General features: G+C 67.6%; 18 protein-coding genes. 1 reads left to right on the forward strand and 17 read right to left on the reverse strand.

The window, feature by feature from the left end; translation table 11 throughout:
• Window position 1: 1 nt before the first annotated feature.
• The 6 genes from ricT to B5F40_RS12905 all read right to left on the reverse strand — a co-directional run bounded on the left by ricT (window position 2) and on the right by B5F40_RS12905 (window position 7,024).
• Window positions 2-1,483: a regulatory iron-sulfur-containing complex subunit RicT gene (gene ricT, locus B5F40_RS12880; RefSeq protein ID WP_087194687.1), complete on the reverse strand. Its 1,482-nt coding sequence runs from the start codon at window positions 1,481-1,483 to the stop codon at window positions 2-4.
• A gap of 17 nt (window positions 1,484-1,500) precedes the next feature.
• Window positions 1,501-2,676 (reverse strand): DNA polymerase III subunit, encoded by a 1,176-nt coding sequence (locus tag B5F40_RS12885; protein ID WP_446718600.1) that lies wholly within the window; start codon window positions 2,674-2,676, stop codon window positions 1,501-1,503.
• Window positions 2,676-3,404: a dTMP kinase gene (gene tmk, locus B5F40_RS12890; protein WP_087194688.1), complete on the reverse strand. Its 729-nt coding sequence runs from the start codon at window positions 3,402-3,404 to the stop codon at window positions 2,676-2,678. The genes B5F40_RS12885 and tmk overlap by 1 nt, the downstream gene beginning before the upstream one ends.
• Before the next feature lie 39 nt (window positions 3,405-3,443).
• Window positions 3,444-4,982 (reverse strand): fumarate hydratase, encoded by a 1,539-nt coding sequence (locus B5F40_RS16725; protein WP_162610982.1) that lies wholly within the window; start codon window positions 4,980-4,982, stop codon window positions 3,444-3,446.
• Between the two features lie 75 nt (window positions 4,983-5,057).
• On the reverse strand, window positions 5,058-5,852 hold the full coding sequence (locus tag B5F40_RS12900) for a nitroreductase family protein (RefSeq protein WP_087194690.1): 795 nt from the start codon (window positions 5,850-5,852) through the stop codon (window positions 5,058-5,060).
• A complete protein-coding gene (locus B5F40_RS12905) occupies window positions 5,846-7,024 on the reverse strand; it encodes an NAD(P)-dependent malic enzyme (RefSeq protein ID WP_239443055.1) in 1,179 nt (392 codons plus the stop codon). The genes B5F40_RS12900 and B5F40_RS12905 overlap by 7 nt, the downstream gene beginning before the upstream one ends.
• A gap of 132 nt (window positions 7,025-7,156) precedes the next feature.
• Between B5F40_RS12905 and B5F40_RS12910 the strand changes: the two genes are divergently transcribed.
• Window positions 7,157-7,618 (forward strand): universal stress protein, encoded by a 462-nt coding sequence (locus B5F40_RS12910; protein WP_087194692.1) that lies wholly within the window; start codon window positions 7,157-7,159, stop codon window positions 7,616-7,618.
• Here the strand turns inward: B5F40_RS12910 and B5F40_RS12915 are convergent.
• The 11 genes from B5F40_RS12915 to B5F40_RS12965 all read right to left on the reverse strand — a co-directional run bounded on the left by B5F40_RS12915 (window position 7,615) and on the right by B5F40_RS12965 (window position 21,402).
• Window positions 7,615-9,135 (reverse strand): helix-turn-helix transcriptional regulator, encoded by a 1,521-nt coding sequence (locus B5F40_RS12915; RefSeq protein ID WP_162610983.1) that lies wholly within the window; start codon window positions 9,133-9,135, stop codon window positions 7,615-7,617. The genes B5F40_RS12910 and B5F40_RS12915 overlap by 4 nt on opposite strands.
• A 68-nt stretch (window positions 9,136-9,203) precedes the next feature.
• The gene (locus B5F40_RS12920; protein WP_087194694.1) at window positions 9,204-9,893 is read right to left on the reverse strand and encodes a DUF1847 domain-containing protein; all 690 of its coding nucleotides are present in this window, start codon (window positions 9,891-9,893) and stop codon (window positions 9,204-9,206) included.
• Between the two features lie 111 nt (window positions 9,894-10,004).
• Window positions 10,005-11,255: a nickel-dependent lactate racemase gene (gene larA, locus B5F40_RS12925; RefSeq protein WP_087194695.1), complete on the reverse strand. Its 1,251-nt coding sequence runs from the start codon at window positions 11,253-11,255 to the stop codon at window positions 10,005-10,007.
• A 15-nt stretch (window positions 11,256-11,270) separates the two neighbouring features.
• Window positions 11,271-11,780, reverse strand: coding sequence for a hypothetical protein (locus B5F40_RS12930; RefSeq protein WP_087194696.1), 510 nt, complete (start codon window positions 11,778-11,780; stop codon window positions 11,271-11,273).
• A complete protein-coding gene (locus tag B5F40_RS12935) occupies window positions 11,777-12,664 on the reverse strand; it encodes a CoB--CoM heterodisulfide reductase iron-sulfur subunit B family protein (protein ID WP_087194697.1) in 888 nt (295 codons plus the stop codon). Before B5F40_RS12935 ends, B5F40_RS12930 begins: the two co-directional genes overlap by 4 nt.
• Before the next feature lies 1 nt (window position 12,665).
• Window positions 12,666-13,613 carry a succinate dehydrogenase/fumarate reductase iron-sulfur subunit gene (locus B5F40_RS12940; RefSeq protein WP_087194698.1) on the reverse strand — a complete coding sequence of 316 codons (948 nt, stop codon included), beginning with the start codon at window positions 13,611-13,613 and terminating at the stop codon, window positions 12,666-12,668.
• Entirely contained in the window at window positions 13,613-15,322 is a 1,710-nt protein-coding gene (locus tag B5F40_RS12945) for an FAD-binding protein (RefSeq protein WP_087194699.1), read from the reverse strand. The genes B5F40_RS12940 and B5F40_RS12945 overlap by 1 nt, the downstream gene beginning before the upstream one ends.
• A gap of 9 nt (window positions 15,323-15,331) precedes the next feature.
• Entirely contained in the window at window positions 15,332-15,892 is a 561-nt protein-coding gene (locus B5F40_RS12950) for a Fe-S-containing hydro-lyase (protein WP_087194700.1), read from the reverse strand.
• A 52-nt stretch (window positions 15,893-15,944) separates the two neighbouring features.
• The gene (locus B5F40_RS12955) at window positions 15,945-16,790 is read right to left on the reverse strand and encodes a fumarate hydratase (protein ID WP_087194701.1); all 846 of its coding nucleotides are present in this window, start codon (window positions 16,788-16,790) and stop codon (window positions 15,945-15,947) included.
• A 103-nt stretch (window positions 16,791-16,893) separates the two neighbouring features.
• A complete protein-coding gene (locus tag B5F40_RS12960) occupies window positions 16,894-18,372 on the reverse strand; it encodes an anion permease (RefSeq protein WP_087194702.1) in 1,479 nt (492 codons plus the stop codon).
• A 456-nt stretch (window positions 18,373-18,828) separates the two neighbouring features.
• Window positions 18,829-21,402, reverse strand: coding sequence for a DNA topoisomerase I (locus tag B5F40_RS12965; protein ID WP_087194703.1), 2,574 nt, complete (start codon window positions 21,400-21,402; stop codon window positions 18,829-18,831).
• Window positions 21,403-21,772 lie beyond the last annotated feature (370 nt).

A 21,772-nucleotide genomic window follows, 5' to 3' on the forward strand; every position in this document is an offset into this window, starting at 1 on the left:
GCTACGCCCCCTCGCCCGCACCGCCGACGCCCGGCGCATCCGAGCCGCCAGCCTTATGGCTGCGGCGCCGCGCACGGCGATGCCCCTCGTCGGCCCCCGCCTGGCGTTCTTGGCGCTCGGGGCGCGGCTTCCGCCCGGCTCGCTCCTGCCTCAACCCCGACGAGCGCTGGCCCGGACGCGGACCCCCCTGCTTCGATGCCCCCTGCGGGGTCCGCTGCTTCGAAGCGCCCTGCCCCTGCCGTTTCGGAGCGTCGGACGAACGGACCTGCTGGCGCCCCTTTCCGCCCGCCGAGCCCGAGCGCTTCTTCTGCTGGGAACTCTGGCCGCCCTTCGCAGGCGCCGCGCCCTGCTGCTTCTGGGGCTTCTGCTGCTTCGCACGCTTGCGCGCTTCGCCTTCGGCGGACGCGCCTTCGCCGCCCACCTTAGTCGAGCGGCGGCGACGGGGCTTGCGCCCGGACGCCTGCTGCCCCTCGGCCGAGCCGCGCGCGCCGCAGCCGTCCGGGCGCTGTCCCCCGCGGCCCGTGCGCCGCACCGCGCCGGGATCGGCCAGTTTGTCTGCGCCGGTGAGTTGCGAAGCGGCGAAGATGGAGCTCTCGCCCACCGCGCCTGCCGCCGTGCGCGCGCTCGCGACCTCCCAAGCCCTCTCGCCCACCGCCTTCGGGCGCGCCGATCCTTCCTCGGGCGGCTCGAAGTCGGCGAGCGGCACCCTCACAGGCTTCTCGCCCTCCACCTTGAGCGACACCGTCTCGCGCGGCACGTCGAGATCGACCACTTTCGCCGGGCCAGCAGGCGTGTCCACGGTCGAGTTCTGCTTGGGCGCACGGCTCTTGAAGTCCTTGTACGCCTCGAACTCGTAGCGCAAACAGCACATGAGCCGCCCGCACACGCCCGAAATCTTTTGGGGGTTGAGCGAGAGGTCCTGCTCTTTGGCCATACGGATGGACACGGGGCAGAACTCGCCGCCCAAGCGCTTGCAGCACAGCTCTTGGCCGCAGTGGCCGAGACCGCCCACCATGCGCGCCTCGTCGCGCACGCCGATCTGTCGCATGTCGATGCGCACATGGAAGCGCGCCGCCAGCTTGCGCACGAGCTCGCGGAAGTCCACGCGCTCTTCGGCCTCGAAGTAGAACACCGCCTTGTCGCCGTCGAGCAGGTACTCCACCGACACCGGACGCATGTCGGCGCCCGTCTCGGCGACCATCTCCTTGAACACGGGCAGCGCTTCGCGCGATTTGCGCTCCATCTCGGCGGCCCGTTTCTCGTCCTCGGGGGTGGCGAGGCGCTTGACGGGCTTGAGCGGCGTCTTGAGCCTCTTCACCTTGGCGGCGTCGGCCTCGAACACCTCACCGGCGGCACGGCCGAACTCGGTGCCGCGAGCGGTGGACACCACAAGACCGTCCCCGGTCTTGATGTCGAGCTCTCCGGCATCGAACCAGAGCGTCTTGGGGTTGTAATACAGGTTCACGGGAGCTATCCGAGCCATCGGGCGGCCCTCCTCGTCTATCTCGACCCGCGCGCAAGGGCGGGGGGCGTCGTTTCGTACAGAAGGTCGCGCACCTCCATCAGAAGCGCGTCGACGCAGGTTTCAGGAGACACATTATACGAGATCGCCTCATCGCAGCGGCGCACAGCCGCGAGCGCGGCGGCGGCGCGCGCCTCGTCGGTCGATGCCGCCGCTTCGCGGATATCCGCGAGCACATCGGTGTTGATCACGAGCTCGGGAGCCTCGGCGCACGTCGCCGCGACATCGCGCAGCCACGAGCGAACGATGGCGGCAAGCTGGCGCAGCGACTCGAGCGTCTTGGCCGTGAGCTGGCGTTTGTTGCGCGCCTCTATCTGGCGGATGGCCGACTTCGCCAAAAAGTCGGCGTTCTCGGCCAGTTCCTGCTCCTGCTCGGCGCGCACGACGTCGAGCGGAGCCTTTGACAGGGTCAGAAGCTCGCTCGCGAAGCCCAGAACATCCCAGTCGTCGGCGGTGCGCAGGCACGCGAGCACCTCGAGCACGCGCGTCCGGAACGCCCGCCGCTCGTTCGAGCGAAGGAACTCCACCGCGCGCGTGATCGAGCCATCGCACGCAGCGAGCGCTACGCGCGACAATTCGGGCGAAGCCCCGGAGTTCTGCGCAATGATGCCCGCGGCCTCGGCGGGCGGGATGAAGCGGAACGGCACCACCTGGCAGCGCGACACGATGGTGGGCAGCACGCTCTCGCGCGTGCGGCCCAAGAGCACGAGCACCACGTCGGCCGGAGGCTCCTCGAGCGTCTTGAGGAAAGCGTTTGCGGCCTGCACGCCGAGCAGATCAACCCTGTCGAGGATGTAGACCTTGCGCGCCGCCTGAATGGGCGCGAGAGCCGTGTCGGCAACGATGTCGCGGATCTGCTCGACGAGGTAGCCGCCCGCCCCTTCGGGAGCGAAGAAGCGCACGTCGGGATGCTTGCGCCGCATAACGCGCCGACAGGCGTCGCATGCGCCGCACTCGCCTCCGCGCGGTCCGCCGGGACCCTTCGGGCAGAGGACGGCCTGCGCGAAGGCGTAGGCTGCGAGCGTCTTGTTCGAACCGGCGGGACCCGTGAACAGGTAGGCGTGGCTCACCCTGTCTTGCGCCACGGTGGCACGGAGGAACTCGCGCACCTTCGGCTGCCCAAGGATGTTCTCGAACGCGTCGGACACGGACATCACGCCCTCACCCTCGAGCGCTTCGCATCGAGCCGCCCGAAGAAGGCGGGGTCGGACTCGTCGAGACCCTCCATCCACGGGAACAGGTCGGAAAGCTCGGCGAACACCGCAGCCGCCGTGCGCGATTTGCGCCTGTCCGACGCAACGACGCGGACGCGCTCGGGATCGTCACGGGCGATCTCGAGAAACGCGTCGTTCACCCGAGCATGGAATCCCTCGCCAGCGCGCTCGAGGCGATCGGCTCCGCGATGCGTCGCGCGCGCGAGGCCCGTGCGTGCATCGGAGCCGGCGACGAGCAGGATGGTGCGGTCGGGCACGATGCCCTGGCAGGCGAACGCGTTCGCCTCGTCGACGAATTCGCGCGACAAGCCGCGTCCGTAGCCTTGGTAGGCCACGGTGGAATCGGTGAAGCGGTCGCAGAGCACCACCGCGCCGCGCTCGAGCGCGGGCCTGACCACTTCGGAGACGATCTGAGCCCGCGCTGCCTCGTAGAGCAGAAGCTCGGCCTCGTCGGACAGGGCCGTGTTGCGCGGGTCGAGCAGAACGCCGCGCAGCTGCTCGCCGATCACGGTCCCACCTGGCTCGCGAAGGCGCACCACCTCGCGGCCGTGCCGTTCGAGAGCCTCGGACAAGAAGCGGATGTGCGTCGTCTTGCCGGCGCCCTCGCCGCCTTCGAACGTGATGAAGATGCCGCAGGGGGCATCGGGTTGCTGCTGGTCCTGTGTCACAGATGCCTCTTCGATCCTTCTCGCTTGAAACGGACGGGCTCACACGAGGTCGTGCACGTCGACGCCGTGCGCGTCGATGCCCACGAACACCGGAAAGTCCACGACCTCGATACGCCGCAGCGCCTCCGTCCCCAGGTCGCCGTACGCCACCGTCTCCGATGATGCCACGCACCGGGCCAGAAGCGCCGCAGCGCCGCCGCTTGCCACGAAATAAACGGAACCTGACTCTCGGCACGCCTCGCGCACCTCGCCCCCTCGACGCCCCTTGCCCACCGTAGCCGCAACGCCCGCCCGGTAGAGCGCCGGTGCGGCGAAATCCATGCGGCTCGCCGTCGTGGGGCCGATCGCCCCGAAGGGCCGCCCGGCCGCCGCAGGCGTCGGACCCGCATAGAAGATCGCCTGGCCTTCGAGACCGTAGGGCAACCGACCGTCGCGGGCAAGCTCTTCAAGGAGGCGCACGTGGCCCGCATCGCGAAGCGTGTACAGCGTACCGTTGAGCAGGCACGCCTCACCCGCCTTGAGTTCGGCAATCCGTTCGCGATCAAGCGGCAGGGAAAGGCGCGTCGGCTCCTTCCCTTCGCCCACAGGAGCGGCGGGCCACCCGCGCATCTCGCTCCGCGCCGAAGGGGGCGCGCAAGCCGCCTCGGCGATCGCCGCCCTCAAATCGATGGTCGCCCTCCGCGTCGCGCTGCACCCCATGTTGACTGCCAGCGGCAACGCTGCGATGTGGCACGGCGCCGTGACCACGTGCACGGAAAGCGCGGTCGTGCGACCGCCCAAGCCCCCGGGGCCCACGCCCGTGGCGTTCACCGCCGCAAGCAGCTCCTCCTCGAGCGCCGCGGCGCGCGGGTCGGCCGACGGCTCGCCCACGGGGCGCATGAGCGCCCGCTTCGCGAGGCCGGCCACCTTGTCGAACGTGCCTCCTATGCCGACCCCGACCACAAGCGGCGGGCACGCGTTCGGACCCTTCTCGCGCACACAGCGCACGACCTCGTCGACGACGCCCCGCACGCCCGTTCCCGGCGCGAGCATGGCCACGCGGCTCGCGTTGTCCGACCCGCCCCCCTTGAGCATGACGTGCAGCCGCGCCGCGCCCGGCTCGTCCACAAATCGAACCTCGCAGAACGCCGGAGTGTTGTCGGTCGTGTTGGCGCGGTCGAGCGCGGCATCGCGCACGACCGAAGCGCGCAAACGCGCCTCGGCATAGGCGCTCGCCACGGCCTCGTCCACCTCGGAGAACACGTCGCCGGGTACGAGCACGTCCGGCCCCGCCTCAAGGCACGCCCACACGGTGCCGGTGTCCTGGCAGACCGGCACGCGCTCGCACGCGGCGATGCGGGCGTTCTCGACCAGCTGATCGAGAACGGCGCGCCCGCGGAGATGGTTCTCCGCCTCTCGGGCGGCAACGAGCGCCGCCTCGACATCCAAGGGAAGCGCGCACGCGAGCCGCGGGATAGCCGCGCGAACCGCCTCTGCGACCTGTGTTTTCGTGACAATGGCATCCATACGCACGATTATACCGCAAACGCCTCCCCAGAACGCGCGCGCATCCTGTGCGAGGCCGCAGCTGTGTCGCAAGTCGGCCCTTCCCCTATGGGCCAGAGCCGGGCTGGCGCGTCCCTCCTTGCGACCGCCCAGCCTGGTCCCGCGTCCTCACCTCACCACGAAATCGCCGGGTTTGCGCGGGGCCGTGCGCGCATAGGAGACGGCTGGATGCCCGAGCAGCATGCACACCTGCAGCGGCCTCTCGTCTGCACCGATGAACTCCCGCGCCTGCGCGATGCCCTCGACCGCGCGGCAGAGATAGCCGTTGTAGAGCGCCCCCAGCCCCGCAGCCGCGGCCACCAGCTCCATGTTCTGGGCCGCGAGGCCCGCGTCGTCGGCGCGCTCAGCGGCCACGAACAGCGCCGCAGGGGCGTTGCGGAACAAAAAGTCGCGCCCAGGGTCGCGCCGCACGTCGCGCGCGAACGCCCGGTAGGGCCCTGTCCAGCGCGGCTGCTCGCCCTCCGGCAGGGCGAGCAAACCGTCGATGCCGTCCCACACGATGCGCTTCAGCTCCCCCAGCCCGTCCTGCACGACGACGAAGCGGCACCCCTGCGCGTTCTTCGCCGTGGCCGTGTAGCGACCCGCCTCGAGCACGAGCGAGAGCGCCTCGTCGCCCACCCGCCGCGGAAGGTAGTCGCGAACGCTGCGCCGCGACTTGACGGCGCGCAAAAGCGCGGCCGCGTCGATCGTCTCGGCCGCTGGCGCGGCGGGCTCCACGTCGGCCATGTCGAGGCAGGGGATGGACACCGCCTCCTCCGGGCAGACGGCCACGCAGTGCCCGCACAGGATGCAGCGCCCCCGCACGCGCGCGACGCCCGCCTCCACCCGCAGGTTCGAGCCCACGCAGTCCGCCGCGCACCTGCCGCAGCCGACGCAGCGGCCCTCGTCCACCTCGATCAGCATAGCTCCTCCCCGCGCTCGCGGGCGGCGCAGTCCCTCACGGCCTTCGCCACGCGCTCCACGGCGCGCGGGTCGAACGGCTCGGGCATGATGAAGTCCTCGCTCAGCTCCTCGTCGGAGACGAGGTCGGCCAGCGCCTGGGCGGCTGCGAGCTTCATCTCCTCCGTGATGCGGCGGGCACGGCCCTCGAGCGCGCCCTTGAAGATGCCGGGGAACGCCACCACGTTGTTGATCTGGTTCGGGAAATCCGAACGACCTGTGCCCACCACGCGCGCGCCAGCGGCCTTGGCCGCATCCGGATATATCTCCGGTTCGGGATTGGCCATCGCGAAAACGACGGCATCGTCGTTCATGGAGCGCACCATGCTCGCGTCCACGATCCCGGGCGCGGACACGCCGACGAACACGTCGGCGCCCGCGAGCGCGTCGGCCAGCCCTCCCTCGGCGTCATCGGGGTTCGTCACCGCGAGCATAGCGCGCTGGGCTTCGTTGATGCCCTCGGAACGCGAGTTGATGATGCCGCAGCGATCAACGAGCACCAGGTGGCCGAATCCGTAGCTCGAAAGCAGCTTCGCGATGGCGATGCCGGCAGACCCCGCGCCGTTGACCACCACACGGCACTCCTCCTTGCGCTTGCCCGTCAGGCGCAACGCGTTGATGACGCCCGAGAGCACGACTATGGCGGTGCCGTGCTGGTCGTCGTGAAACACGGGGATGTCAAGCGCCTCGACAAGGCGCCGCTCCACCTCGAAGCAGCGCGGTGCGGAGATGTCCTCCAGGTTGATGCCCCCGAACGCAGGCGCGATGCGGATCACCGTCTCGACGATCTCGTCCACATCCTTCGTGTCCAGGCAGACGGGAACGGCATTCACCCCTCCGAACGCCTTGAACAGCGCGCACTTGCCCTCCATGACGGGCAGGGCGGCGAGCGGCCCGATGTCGCCAAGCCCCAAAACGGCACTGCCATCGCTGACCACGGCCACCGTGTTCGCCTTCATCGTGTAGTCGTAGGCCGCTTTTGGATCGGCCGCGATAGCCCGGCAGGGTTCGGCCACGCCGGGGGTGTAGGCGAGCGCCAAGTCCTCGCGGGTGGCGATCCTCATCTTGGGGACGGTCTCCAGCTTGCCGCGCCATTGGCGATGCAGGCGCAGCGCCTCTTCCTTGTTCTCCATCATCGTTCCTCGCACTCGGTTCGGTCATTCCACGCAATTATATACCTGCCGTCGCGATTACACCCCTCGGGGGCGTATCGCCGGGACGACGCGCATGGTAAACCGTGATGCGAGAATCAAGGAGAGGAGCGAACCATGGGCATCGGAGGCCGCCGCGTCTTCGCGGCACTCGACGAGACGCCGGCGCGCGAAGCTGTAGCACGAGCCGCGTTGGAACTGGCCGAGGATAGCGGCGGACACCTGCTGTTCGGCCACATTGCAGACGCCCTTTCCCGCGAGGCGGCGATGACCGACCTCGAAGCGCTTCGACGTTCGGCGGAGGAGCGCCTCGAGCACCATCTGGCAGACGTGCTGAAGGCCGCCAGAGGCAGCCGGAGGCTCGCATCGTTTGAGTTGATCGTGGAAGCGGGACCAGCCGCGCAGACGGTCGTGAGGTCGCTCATGCTTCCGTTCGAACCCGACCTGGTCGTGTGCGGGCGCTGCAGGGAGGCGCGCCTGCACTGCCGCATCGCCACGGGCGTGGGGGCCGCCCTCCTTCGCGCCGCCCCGTGCAGCGTCCTGATCGTCGAAGGGGCCCGCCGGAACGGACGGGCCTAGGACAGCTGGCGGGCCTCCTCGACGATGCTGATGACGTCTTGGCGACTATGGGCATCGAGCTTGGTGTACATGTGGCGTATGTGCATCTTGAGCGTGTTGCGCGATATGCACAGCGTCTCGCCCATGTAGGGCATGTCGCGGCCCCGCGCCATCAATTCGAGCACCTCTCGCTCGCGCGCGGTCAGGCGGTACATGTCGGCGACGGCGTCGCACGGTTCGACCCAGTAGCGCCGGTCGATGTCGGCCTCGTTCTCCGAGCGCGAAACGTCCGCAGGGCGCCCCTCCCCGCAGTCGGCGTCCTTCGGGGCGGGGCAGCTCGCACCACGCGCGTCGGAGACGACGACGGAAGGCGAGAGGAACGGAACCTGCAGCTGGGGAGACGAGCCCAGTTGAGCAACGAGCAGCAGCACGTACGCGAGCACCACCACAAGGCCGCTCGCATGCAGCGTGTCCTGGAGCGACGGCCCCAGGATCATGCCGACGCCCACCACGACCGCCGTGCCCGCAAGATGCCCGACCACCGCCACCAGGCGCGCCGCCGAGGCGGCGACGAACGCGTCGGTGCTGTTGCGGGCGACCCAGACCACGAGGGACCACATGACCACCTCGAACAGCGCGGTCCCCAGGCCGCACAGAACCTCGGAGGCGCCCGGCGCGGCCACGGACAGCACCGGCTGCAGCAGTATGCCCGCCGTGGCGAACAGGAGCGCTCCGTAGAAGACGTGCTCGGTACGCAGGTCCTTCCAGAGAAGCGCCGCGGCCAGAAGCGCGACGAGGGCGACAAGCGAAGCAGGATCGGCATGGGGGTCGACACCCGCGGCCGAGCCTGTCGCAAGCCCGTTGCGCAAAAAGCCCAGCATCACGGCCGACAGCACGATGGCGACCGCGTAACCCGGCGTGAGCACCTTCGACAGCGGGCGCTTCACCACGCCGGGCGCGGCGAAGGCGGTTCCGTGCGCCCGGGGGGACGCACGGCGAAAGACCGCTCGGAGCGAAAGCTCCGTCCCCGCCATGCAAAGGGCGATCGAACACACGAGCAGAAGCCCCGCCGCGCCAACGGCTCCGATGGTTCCCAGAAGACACGCCACGCCCGCCTGCGACAACGTCGAGTACAGCGCGAAAGCGCCGAGCATGCCCAGAGCGCACGCGCGCATCACGGCTGTTCGGTCGAGCAGCGCGAAGGCGCACGCCAGCCAGACGCTCACCGGGGCTCCAACGAACTTGGTGAGCGAAAGCCCCGCCAGACCGATCAGCCGCCGATCGGCACAGTCGGCCGGAAGCTGCGGAAGGACGGCCAGAACCACGAGCGCGCCCGCCGCGAACATCGCCAAGCCGAGCACCGAGCACGCACCGAGAAACAGGCGCACATCGATCCTGCGGCAGCGCGCGATCCGGCACGCGACGATGAACAGCGCGACATACATGAGCAGCGAGCAGACGCGCATGCACAGAACCGGGTTCTCAAGCCCGCTCGCCTCGAGCACCTCCCTGTCGCCGAGCCAGATTCCCCCGAACATGCACGATAGCCCGACCGCGGAGCACGAGAACGCCACCCTCCGGCCTCGGCGGGCCGCCCCGGAGGCCTTCAACGTGCTCTCCCGCCCCTGCGGAGCCCCGCATCGGACGAGAAGGACGGATCGAGAGCCTCCGGAAGATCCATCCTATGCACCCGGTGAAACGCCCCCTCGTGCTGGTACACGGGGGCCAGAGGGTTGTGCCCCGTCATGCGGTCCTTCACGACCAAGCACGTCGCCGGAGCGTCGGAGTGCCGGAAGAACAGCGAGTCGTGCCCTACGCACAGGCCCACGACCACATTGAGATCGGTTCCCTCGGCGTTGAGCAGCTGCGCCTGTCCCACGGGGTCGCATAGCGCGCTCGCCATGCCCGGAAGGACGTCGCACGCCTCCGGAACGCCCAACGCCTCGCGGGGCAGCGCGCCCGCCTTGCACATGACCGACGACACCGCGAACCCGTTGTCGCGCAGGATGTCGCAGAACGCCCGCGCCTCCCTCGCCAAGGTGATGCAGAACGCCACGCCGATGCGCCGCGCGCCTGCGCGGGCGGCGTAGAGCATAACCTCCTCCACGCGCGTCGCCCACCCGTAGCCATCGCGCGTCGCCACGTGGGACGCCGCCGAAACGAGCAGGTCGTCTCCTTCGTAAGCCCGCGCGGCGCGCCTGCGCGCGTCGGCATCGCGCGTCGGGCAGACCTCGGGCAACCCTTCGACCGAGGCTGATGCGCACGTCCGGCGCGCGCACCGATCACAGTACAGCATCCTCTCCCCTTTCGTGAGCGGATGCGGGCCTGACCGCGCCCGCACCAGTGCGGCCAGGCCCGCATCCGGACCCTCCCGAAGCCGCAGGAGGGTCCGTTCGCCGATCCAGCGCTACCCGGCCAACTTCGGCAGCGTGGAGCCGCCGTAGGGCATGGCGAGCACGCTGGCGTCCGGCCCCATCTTCTCCATGGCGGCGGCGTAGGCGTCGGACAGCGTGGAGAACGGGGTGAAGAACAGGCTGCTCACCAACTTCGGATCGAGGTCCGACACGAGATAGACATCGGCGTGCTCCATGACCATGGCGATGGCTGCCGCCTTGTGGCCTCCCAGCTTGAAATCCGCCTGCACCCAATCGATGAGGTCGCGGGGACGTTTCGCGCGCATCATCCAATCCTCGAAAGTCTTGTTGCCCAGACCCTCAGCGCACGACCCCACGAGTATGACCACGCCGCCCTCGGCAACGACATGCTTGGCGTTGTCGAGGGCCTTCTGGGTCTGGTAGAGGTTGAGATCCTTCGGCGCTCCGCCTTGGGACACGATGACGACGTCGGCACGGCGCGGCACCTCCACGCGATAAAGCGAATCGAGGAAGCGGCATCCCTCGCGATGCGCCCGCACGAGGTCGCCGGCCACCGCCTTGACGATTCGCTTGCGCTCGTCGAGCACGACGTTCAGCAAAAAATCGCAGCCCACCATTGCCGCGGCCTCCTCGATGTCCTGGCGCACCGGATTGTCGTCCAGGTTGCCGGCGCAGGAGCGGGGATCGACCATCTTCGTATGGTTGGCCTGTATGGCCTCGCGCGTGGACACGCCCGGCATGAGGGCCTTCGCCCCTCCCGAGTATCCGGCGAAGTAGTGGTACTCGATGTTGCCCAGGCAGATGCGGCGGTCGGCATTGGCCACGACGTCCACGATATCCACGGGCGTGCCGGCCTTCGTCCGACCCACGTGCACGCACGACGACGGGTCGCCGTCGATGCAGCGGATCTCGCGCCACGCGCGCTCGCCCGCCAGATGGCGACGCTCCTCCTCGGTGTGGAAGCGATGGCTGCCCAGGGCGAACACGAGCGTGACGTCGGCGGGATCGACGCCGGCGCCGTAGAGCTCATCCAGAAGCACGGGCATGATGGCGTACGTGGGCAGCGGGCGCGTGATGTCGCTCGCGATGACGGCGATGCGCTCTCCCGGCCCCACGATGTCGCGCAACCGGGGCGTGCCGATAGGATTCTCGAGCGCCCGAACCACCTCATCGGCCCCAATCAGGCCAAACTCGACGCGGTTGGGCGCGAGCACCCCCATAAGGTTGCCGTCGGGCACCTCGACAGACTGCGTGCCCGCGCCGAAACCGACTTCGACGATCATCCTTCACTCCTTTCGTCATGCGCGTCTCGCGCGCGAAAACCAGCCGTCGCTCGCCAAGCGTTGCAACGCGGCCCGCTCGGCCGCATGGCGGTACTCGGGAACCGCCATACACTCCATGAACTGAGAAACGACCTCGGGAAACTCCTCCAAGCCCTCCTTCCATTCCACACCGTCTGCGCCCTCTTCGGCCCGCCCGGCCGCCACCCGTGCCCAAAGACCGTCCCCATCGGCCTGGAAATAGCCCGTCACGGCGGCCGCCCCGACCGGAAACGGCTCGTCGGAGGCGTACAGGGTGCCGGTCACGGACTCTTCGTCGGAGAGCGCGTCGTGCATCCAGTCCTCGTCGACGGGCACGGCGTACAGGGCCGATCCGGAACGCCCCACGAGCCTCATCCTCTGCTCGAGCACGAGCTCGCCGGCGAGGGAGCCGGCCGCTGCGGCGTCCGCGACCGGCTCCCCCTCCTCCTCCATGCGGCGGCGCAGCTCCTCGATGCGCGCAAGCGCATCGGCCGCAACGTCGCTCATGCCAGCTTCCTCTCCAGCATGGACGCGGCCTTCACCACATGGCGGTCGATGGCCATCTCCTTCGGCGTGAAGCCGAGCGCCAGCCCCACGAGCTGCGGCAGGTGCAAGACGGGCATGGTGATGTCCGCGTCGAAGCGCTTCTGGGAGTCGACCTGCCACATGTCGATGGCCATATGGCACAAGGGACAGGGCGTGACCAGGCAATCGGCTCCCGCCGAGCGCGCAGTGAGGCAGCTCACGCCATTCGAGGCGAGCGCCTCGCGCTCCGCAGGGTAGATGGCGTGGAACCCGCAGCACGCCAGGCGCTGCTCGAAGTCCACGTTGCGCGCGCCGAGCGCCTCGGCGAGCATCTCCATGGAACGGGGATTGCGCGGGTTCTCGAAGCCCATGATGTCGGGCGGCATGAGAATGTGGCACCCGTAGAAGTTGGCCACGCTCAGGCTCGAGAGGGGCCGCTTCACGCGCTTTCTGAGGTTGTCGAGCCCGTAGTCCTGCACGAGCGCCCACAGGTAGTGGGTGATCTCGCAAGCGCCCTCGTACCTCAGCCCCATGGGGGCGAGCGCCTCGTTCACCTTGGCGCGCAGCTCCTCGTCTTCGTCGAGGCGTTTCTTGGCCGTGCGCAGCATGAGCGTGCAGGTGTTGCACACGGTGAGCATCTTGTCGAAGCCCGCCTTCTCGGCGAGCGCGATGTTGCGCGCGTTGATGGCGACGCCCAGGAAATCGTCGATGTCCTGGATCTGGGCGGCGCCGCAGCACGTCCAGCCGGGCACCTCCGCAAGCTCGATGCCGAGGGCCTTGCAAGTTTTCTCCGTGGACACCTTCAGCTCGCCGGCCGCAGACTCAAGCGTGCACCCCGGGAAGAACGCGTAGCGAAGCTTCGCCATGCTAGGCCTCCTTTTCCATCTTCTGCGAGAACTCGTAGAGCCTGCGCACGCTCTCGATCCCCGGCACCGGCTTGGGGGCGTGCAGCGGGTTCATCTTGCCAGCCGCCACCATGCGGATCGCGAAGGGCGTGCGGTTGGCGACGGTCTTGGCCGGTCCCTCGGTGCGCAAGGCGAGCATCGTCTCGTTCAGAAGGCCGGTTGCGCGCACGTCGTCGTAGAACGAGAACGCGTGGCGCGCGCCCTCGCTCTTCGTCTCGCCGAGGGCGACGGCGCGGCGGCGCAAGTACGACACCTCGTCGGCCACGGGTATCTTCTTCGGGCACTTCGAGGAGCACTGCTCGCAGTGGATGCACTTCCACAGGTTGTTCTTCAACGCGGCCAAGACGCGCTTGCCGCGCTCGCCGTCGCGCGAGTCGCGCTCGAAGCGGTAGGCCTTGTTCATCATGGCCGGCGGCAGGTACGTGCCGTCGTCGTAGGCGAGCTCGCGGCACTCCGACACGCACACGCCGCACAGGATGCAGTCGGCGGGCTTGGCTATCTTGCGGAAGTCGGCCTCGGACTGCAGATGGTCGCGCCGCTCCTTCGACGGGCACAGCCAGGCGTCCACCTTGCGCATGCCCTTCTCCACCGGGCCGAAGTCAACCACGAGGTCGCGGACGACCGGGAAGTGGTTGAGCGGCTCCAGGTACAGCGTCGTGGTCTGGTAGGTGTCCAGAAGCGCGTCGAGCTGCGTCTCGCAGGCGAGAAACGCGCTGCCGTTCACCTGGACGGCGCAGCTGCCGCAGATGGCGGCGCGGCAGTTGCTCGTGAAGTTCAAGGTGGGGTCCTGCTCCTCGCGTATCTTCGTGAGACACCCCAGAAGCGTGCTCGTCTCGCGGGGGAGGCGGTACTCCTGGTTCCAGGTCCGCTCCCCGTCGAAACGCTTGATGTTGAAGGTGATCGTCTCCATCAGTACTTCCTCTCCTGCGGCTGGAACTTCGTGACGGCCACGGGGCGGTAGTCGACCGCGAAGGCGCCGCCGCCGAGGCCCACGAGCGTGTGTTTGAGGAAGTTCGCATCGTCGCGGGACGGGCAGTCCTGTCGCGAGTGCGCGCCGCGCGTCTCGGTGCGCGCACGGGCGCCCATGACCACGGTCTTGGCCAGTTGCAGCACGTTGCCCACCTCGACGTAGTTCATGAAGGCGGTGTTGTAGCGCCGCGACCCGTCGCCGATGACCACGTCGCGGTAGGCCTCCAGGCACTCGTCCACCACCTGCTCGGCCTCCTCCATGGAGGAGCCGTCGCGGAAGATGCCCACGCCGTCCCACATGGCCTTGGCCATGCGGTCGCGGATGCCGTACAGGCTCGCCCCTTCGCTCTTCGAGCGCAGGGCATCGAAGCGTTCGCTCCAGCGGGCCTCGAGCTCCTCCAGGCGGTCGGTGGCGCCCAGCTGCCGCCGATGGGCCGTCTGCGCCGCCGCCTTGCCGGCTTGGGTGCCGAAGAACACGACCTCGGACACCGAGTTGCCGCCAAGGCGGTTCGCGCCGTGCACCGAGATGCAGCTGCATTCGCCGGCAGCGTGCAGCCCGTCGATGGCCGTGCCGCACGTCTTGTAATCGATCACGTCGATGCCGCCCATCATGTAGTGGTTCGACGGGCGGATGGGCACAGGCTCTTCGATCATGTCGACGCCCTCGAAGTTCATGGCCAGTTCGCGCACCTGAGGAAGGCGCTCGAGGATCTTCTCGGCTCCGAGGTGGCGCAGGTCGATGAGCACGTAGCTCTTCATGCCCTCGCCGAACCCGCGCCCCTCCTTGATCTCCGTCTCGATGGAGCGCGACACGAGGTCGCGCGGACCGAGCTCCATCTTGTCGGGCGCGTAGCGCTCCATGAAACGCTCGCCTTTGTTGTTGACGAGGATGCCGCCCTCGCCGCGCGCCGCCTCGGAAAGCAGCACGCCCGTGGAGGCCAGCCCGGTGGGATGGAACTGCACGAACTCGGGATCCTTCACGGGAATGCCCGCGCGCAGGCACGCTGCCACGCCGTCGCCGGTCATGTTCGTGGCGTTCGTGGTGCGCGTCCAGTAGACGCGGCCGAACCCGCCCGAGGCGATGACCACCGCGCGGGCGCGAAACGACACGATCTCGCCGTTTCGCAGGTCGATGGCCACGATCCCCTGCAGCTGGCCGTCTGCGGCCGCGATGTCGAGCAGGTTGAACTCCTCGAGGAAATGCACGCCGTTCTTCACGCAGTTCTCGTACAGGGCGTGCAGCACCACGTGCCCCGTCTTGTCGGCCGAGTAGCAGCACCGAGGGCTCGACGCGCCGCCGAACGGGCGCTGGGCGATGCGGCCCTTCTCGTCGCGCGAGTAGGGCACGCCCATCGACTCGAGCTCCAGCACAAGCTCCGGCATGCCGGATACGAAGAACTCCACGGCGTCCTGGTCGGCCAGGTAATCGCTGCCCTTGACCGTGTCGAAGAAGTGGCTTTCCACGGTGTCGCCCGGGTCGCGGTACGCGAGCGCCGCGTTCATGCCGCCCTGGGCGGCGCCGGTGTGGGAGCGGGTGGGGAACACCTTGGACAGGACGGCCACGCTCAGCGAAGGGTCCTTGCTGGCGTTGAGGGCGGCCGCCATGCCGGCGCCTCCCGCCCCCACGATGACGATGTCGTACGTTTGCATCCCCGTCCCCTATTCGGCGATCTTGTACTGCTCGACGCCCTGCTCGTAGAGGTTGTTGCCCTCGGAGTCGATGGCCACGATGCAGGGGTAGTTCTCCACGCGCAGGCAGCGGATGGCCTCGGGGCCCAAGTCGTCGAACGCCACGACCTCGCATTCCTTGACGCTGTCGGCGATGAGCGCCGCCGCGCCGCCGATGGCCGCGAAGTACACCACGTTGTTCTTCACCATGGCGTCGACCACCTCCTTGGAGCGCGGGCCCTTGCCGATCATGCCCTTGAGCCCCTGCTCCATCATCGCGGGCGAGTACGCGTCCATGCGCCCGGAGGTCGTGGGGCCGCACGATCCGATGACGCGGCCGGGCTTGGCCGGCGTGGGGCCTGCGTAGTAGATGACCTGGCCCTGGAAGTCCACGGGCAGCCGCTCGCCCTTCTCGAGCATCTCGACCATGATCTTGTGGGCCGCGTCCCGCCCGGTGTAGATGACGCCCGTGACGTTGACCATGTCGCCGCACTTGAGCGACCTCACCACGTCGTCGGTGAGCGGAGTGACGACCTGCTTTGCTTCAGCCATGATTTCTCTCCTCTTGTTCGAGCCTGTTCGGAAACCTCGTCGCGCGCCGCGCCTACAGCACGACCTCCTTATGGCGCGCAGCATGGCAGTTGAGCGTGACGGCCACGGGCATCGTGGCGATGTGGGTGGGATACGTCTCGATCTGCACTGCGAGCGCCGTGTTGCGCCCACCGAAGCCCTGCGGCCCCACGCCCGACCTGTTGATCTCCCTCAGAAGCTCGCGCTCGAGCTCGGCGTAGGCTGGATCGGGGTTCGGGGCGCCGGCCTCGCGGCGCAGCGCCACCTTCGACAAAAGCATGGCCTTGTCGGCGTTGCCGCCGATGCCCACGCCCACGATGGTCGGCGGGCAGGGATTGCCGCCGGCGCCCACCACCGCGTCGACGATGAAGCGCTTCACGCCCTCGAGGCCCTCGGCCGGCTTGAGCATCTTGAGCTTGCTCATGTTCTCGCTGCCGGCGCCCTTCGGCATGACGGTGATGCGCAGCTCGTCTCCCGCGACGAGCGTCGTGTACACGATGGCCGGCGTGTTGTCGCCTGCGTTCTTGCGGTTGAGCACAGGGTCGATCACGGTTGACTTGCGCAGGTAGCCGTCGACGTAGCCTTCGGACACGCCTTTGTTGATGGCGTCTTCCAAAAGGCCTCCTACGATGTGCACGTCCTGGCCGATCTCCACGAACGCGATGACCATGCCGGTGTCCTGACACATGGGCGCCTCGTTCTCGCGGGCGATCTTCACGTTGCGGCACACCTTCTCCATGGCGTACCTGCCGAAGTCCGACTCCTCGGTCTGCGCGGCGTGCACGATGAGTTTCTCCACGTCCACCGGCAGATCGCACGCTGCCTTGATGCAGAGGCGCTTCACTTCCGAGGTGATCTGCTCGACACCGATTTCCTTCATGCCTCTCTCCTTTTCTCTCCGAAGATTCATCCGATGGCCTGCGGTCGAACCGGACGAAGCCCCCTTCCCAAAGCCCCGTCCGGCACTGCGCCCCGCAAGGTCGCTACCACAGGCCGAGCACCTTCCACCAGATGCCGCCGACAAGCATCCAAATGACGATGTTGACCACCGAGACGACGAACCCGGTCGACCACCACTTGCCCTGGGAAACGTAGCCCGGGCCGAAGAAGATGGGGGCGGGGCCGCACGCGTAGTGCGTGAGCGCGCCGTTCAGGTTGCTGAAGAAGCCCAAGATGAGCGCCGCAAGCATAGGGGGTGCGCCCGCCGCCACCGCCACGGTCAGGAAAGCCGCGTACATGGCGGTGACGTGCGCCGTCTGGCTGGCGAACAGGTAATGCGAGAAGTAGTACACAAGCCCTAGGACGAGCAGTGCGACGATCCAGTTCATGCCGCCCACCATGCCGCCCATGAGGTCGCCGAACCACGGGATCATGCCGAGGGTGTTGAGCTGCCCGGCCATCATCACCAGCGCGGAGAACCATACGAGCGTATCCCACGCGCCTTTCTCGCTTTTAACGTCGTCCCAGGTGAGCACGCCCGAAAGCAACAGCACGCCCAAACCGACGAAACCGGTGGTCGTGGCATCGAGGTCGATGCTCGAACCTGCGATCCACAGCACGAGCACGAGGACGAACACGACGATCATCTTCTTCTCGGGCAAGGTCATGGGGCCCATCTCGGCCAACTTGCCCCTGGCCATCTCGGACGCGTCGGGCGTCTCCTTGACCTCGGGAGAGCTAAGGCGGTAGATGACCGCCGGGACCACGATAAGCGAGATGACGCCGGGCACGATGGACGCCACAATCCAGCCGACCCAGGTGATCTCGATCCCCGCTGCCTCGGCCGCCAGTTGCACGACCAGCGGGTTTGCGGCCATCGACGTCATGAACATGGCCGACGTGACCATGTCCACCTGATACGCCGTCAGATGCAGAAACGCGCCGATGCGGTTGGCGGTCCCGTCGTCGGGACGCGACTTGAACGTGTGAGACAGCGATTGGACGAGCGGGAACACGATGCCGCCGGCGCGGGCGGTGTTCGAGGGCATGGCCGGAGCCAGCACGAGGTCGGTGGCCGTCAGGGCGTAGGAAAGCCCGAGCGTCTTCTTTCCGAACTTGTTCACGAACAAGTAGGCGATGCGCGATCCCAGCCCCGTCTTGATGAAGCCGCGCGAGATGAAGAACGCGATGACGATGAGCCAGATCGTGGAGTTCGAAAACCCGGACAGCCCGTCGGCCAGGGATGTCACCCCGGTGAGCACGCACAGGGCGATGGCCACGATGGCGATAGCCCCCATGGGCATCGGCTTTATGATGAGCGCCACGATGGTCGCCACGAAGATGGCGAACAGATGCCACGCCTGCACCTCGAGACCCGCAGGCACGGGGATGAACCAGATGGCGATGCCGACGAGCGCGGCCACGATCAGCTTGGGCCAGCTCACCTCCTTCTTCGGATCCCCCTTCTTCTGCTTGGCCCTCGCTGCGGCGGTCTTTTGGCCAAACGACTTCGTTTCTGCCATGGGCCCTCTCCTCTCTCCTCGGGTACGCAGCGTTTCTCATCATGCGTTTCGAGAGCGCGGAGCGTCTACACCCCCGAGTGGCGTTTTGTGTGTTTTACCTGATGAAATAGGGTGTTATCCGCACAGGAGCGGAAGCCGGGAAAAGAAGGGGCGATTTTGCGAAAGACCCATGATGCAAGGCGCGACGAACGCGATCAAAAAAAGGAGGGGGGGGGGCAGGCGGCATGCCGGGTTGCGCCGACGCCGCTGCGGAAAGGGGCGGAGGAGGAAGCGCAAAAGAACGATCGGCGCGCTCCCGCTAAACCAACGGGACGGCAAGCGACTCTCGCGGGCGCAGCGGAGGTTCGCGACGAAGAGCGCAGGGGCGAAGGGCTCGATCATGCAAACGGCCCGGCGCGGCGAAGAGCCGCGACCGGGCCGAAGGCGTACAGGAAGGTCAGAGAGGGAGGAGGGGGGTTAGGATTTCCGAGGAGATGATTTGGCCGCCCCTCGGCCCCCTTTCGAGGACGCTTTCCCGGCCGGAGCCTTGCGCGAGCCGGCGCGCGCAGGCGCCGTCTTCCCGCCCGCCTTCTCGTTCTCGTCCTGAGCCTTGCCGGGACAGTCGAAGTTGGGGCAGAGCTTCCAAGGCCCACGCGCGGTGGTCACGATCACCATGGGTGCGCCGCAATGCTCGCACATCTCCCCTGCGGCCTCGAGTTTTCCATACTGGGGCAGCGGATAGCCCGTGCCGCACTCCTCGTAGTTCTCACAACGAATGAAGCGCTTCAGAGTGCGCGGGTTTTTCTGCGCCACGAGGTTCGCCTTCTTGCCGGCAGCCTTGCATGCGGGGCATTCGCCAACCACCACGTCGGGCTCCTTGTTCGTCGCGCAGTTCGGATCGATGCAGACGGTGCGCGGCTTGCTCCTGAAGGCCGTCACCTTCACCTGCGGCATGCCGCAGGCAGGGCACTTCTCCTCCACAGCCTCAACCTTGCCTTTGGGCAGCGGATAGGTGACGTCGCAATCGGGCCAGCCGGCGCAGCCGATGAACATGCCGCGCGTCTTCTGGCTCGCGCGCAGCTGCAAGTCCTTGCCGCACTTGGGGCACGGCCCCACGTAGGCGTCGGCCGCCACGGCGTCGGCGAGCGCGTCCTTCACCTCCTCGGAGTGCGGAAGCAAGCTCGCCAGCTGTTCTGCGAGGAGGCTGCGCGACGTGGACACCACCTCGTCTTTGGTCGTGCGGCCCTCGGCGATGTTGTCCATCTCCTCCTCGAGCTCGGCCGTCATCTCGGGATGCGTGATGTGCGGCGCGAACTTATCGAGAGCGTCGCACACGGCCATGCCCAGCTGGCTTGGCTCGATAGGGTCGTTCTGGATGTACTTCACCGTGTAGAGGCGCTCGATGATGGCGTGGCGCGTGGACTTCGTGCCCAGGCCCAGCTTCTCCATCTCCTGGATGAGCTTGCCCTGGCTGTAGCGCGCAGGCGGCTCGGTCTGCTTCTTCGTGCAGGTGGCGCCGTTGAACGTGATCGTCTCGCCTTCCGCGAGCGCGGGCAGCTGCTCGTCCTTCTTCAGACCGTAGGGGTAGATGGCGCGGAAGCCCGGGTGCACCAACACGTCGCCTTTGGCCTGAAATGGCTCGCCGTTCACGTCGAGCGACACCTTCGTGCCCTCGACGACGGCCGCCTCCGAAAGCGTCGCCAGAAAGCGCCGCGCGATGAGGTTGTACAGCTTGTAGTCGGCAGGGGCGAGGTCGTCGGGCGTGGCCTTGGCCGTGGGGTAGATGGGCGGATGGTCGGTCGTCTCCTTCTTGCCGCGCGTTGCCTTGAGTTTGCCTTTGGCCAGCAGCTCCTTGCAGTACGGCGCGTAAGCGGGGTTGCCGGCGATTGTGCGCACCGTCTCGGCGAGGTCGAGCGACGAGGGGTACACGGTGTTGTCCACGCGAGGATAGGAGATGTAGCCGTCCATGTAGAGGCTCTCGGCGATGCGCATGGTGCGCGCCGGCGAGAGGCCCTCTGCGGATGCGGCCGCCATGAGCGAGGTGGTGTTGAAGGGTGCTGGCGGAGCCACCGTGCGCTTCTTCTTCTCGACGCCCGACACGCGGGCGGTGGTGGCTCCCTCCACGCGCGCCATGACCGCGCTTGCCTCGACCTCGGCCTTGAAGCGCGCCGTGGCATGCGGCGCCTCGAACGCGCCGGGGCCCTCGCCGGATGTGGGGCCCGTCTGCGCGTCGGCGTCGAATGCGCCCTTGATCACCCAGTAGTCCTCCGGCTTGAACGCCAGCCGCTCGCGCTCGCGCGCCACGATGAGGGCGAGCGTGGGCGTCTGCACGCGACCGGACGAGCGCACGTTGCCGTAGCCCGCGAACTTCACGAGCGTGAGATAGCGCGTGAGCACCGCGCCCCAGATCAGATCGATGTCCTGACGGGATGCGCCGGCGCTTGCCAGGTTGTCGTCCACGTCCACGAGGTTGCCGAACGCGTGCGTTATCTCCTCCTTCGTGAACGCGGAGTACCGCGCGCGGGACACCGGCGCCTTCGGGTTCACCTCCCGGATGCAGGAGAGCGCGTCCGAGCCGATGAGCTCGCCTTCCCGGTCGAAGTCGGTGGCGATGACCACGGAGTCGGCCTTCTTCGCAAGGTTCTTGAGGGAGCGGATGATCTCCTTTTCCTTCGGCAGCTTCTTGATGGGAGCGTATACAAGATAGGGCAGCGCGTCCATCTTCCACGACTTGAGCTCAACGCCGTCCTCGGTGAAAGGCTTCTTCTTTTTGAACGGGGGCTTCGGCAGCGTGTCGGGCAACTCAGCGGGATACGTCTCGCCCTCCTCGGTGACGCCCTGCCAGCCACCGCGCTTCTTGTACACCATGGTCGGGGTGAAGTCGGGCTCCAGGATGTGGCCGCGCAAGCCGATGGTCACCCATTCCTCTCCGTCCACCTCGAAGCGGTATACGGGCGTGGAGTACACCTTGTCCGCCTTCGGCCTTTTCGCGCCCAAAAGATCGGCGATCTTCTGCGCCGCGTCGTTCTTCTCGGTTACCACCAGCTTCACGCCGTTCCCTCCTGTCCTTGCGGCCGACTCCCACGGCCCTATCGTTCACACGGCTGCCCCGATAGTTTATTAACGTGTGCGGGGATGGCGCGCATAAGCGCGCGCCGCGCCGTTTGCGCGCGGCAGACGTAAGCATACACGATTTTGCCCGGAAACGGCGGAAATTGGCTCAAGCCGGAAAAACGCGGTGCGCTGGCGCGGATTCCGAAGATCGGATGGTGATTTCGTAACCGTCCGCTGAAGATGCCGAGGGGTTTTTGCGCGGCAGCGCAGCATCAAGTAGGCTGGAAGGGAGGAAACGCAGTCCAAACATGCATTTCTTCGCAGCGGACGCGCGATGTCGCCGAAGCTCAACGGCTTCCCTGCGCAA

Source organism: Gordonibacter sp. An230, assembly GCF_002159915.1.
In the GTDB taxonomy this organism is placed as follows: domain Bacteria; phylum Actinomycetota; class Coriobacteriia; order Coriobacteriales; family Eggerthellaceae; genus Rubneribacter.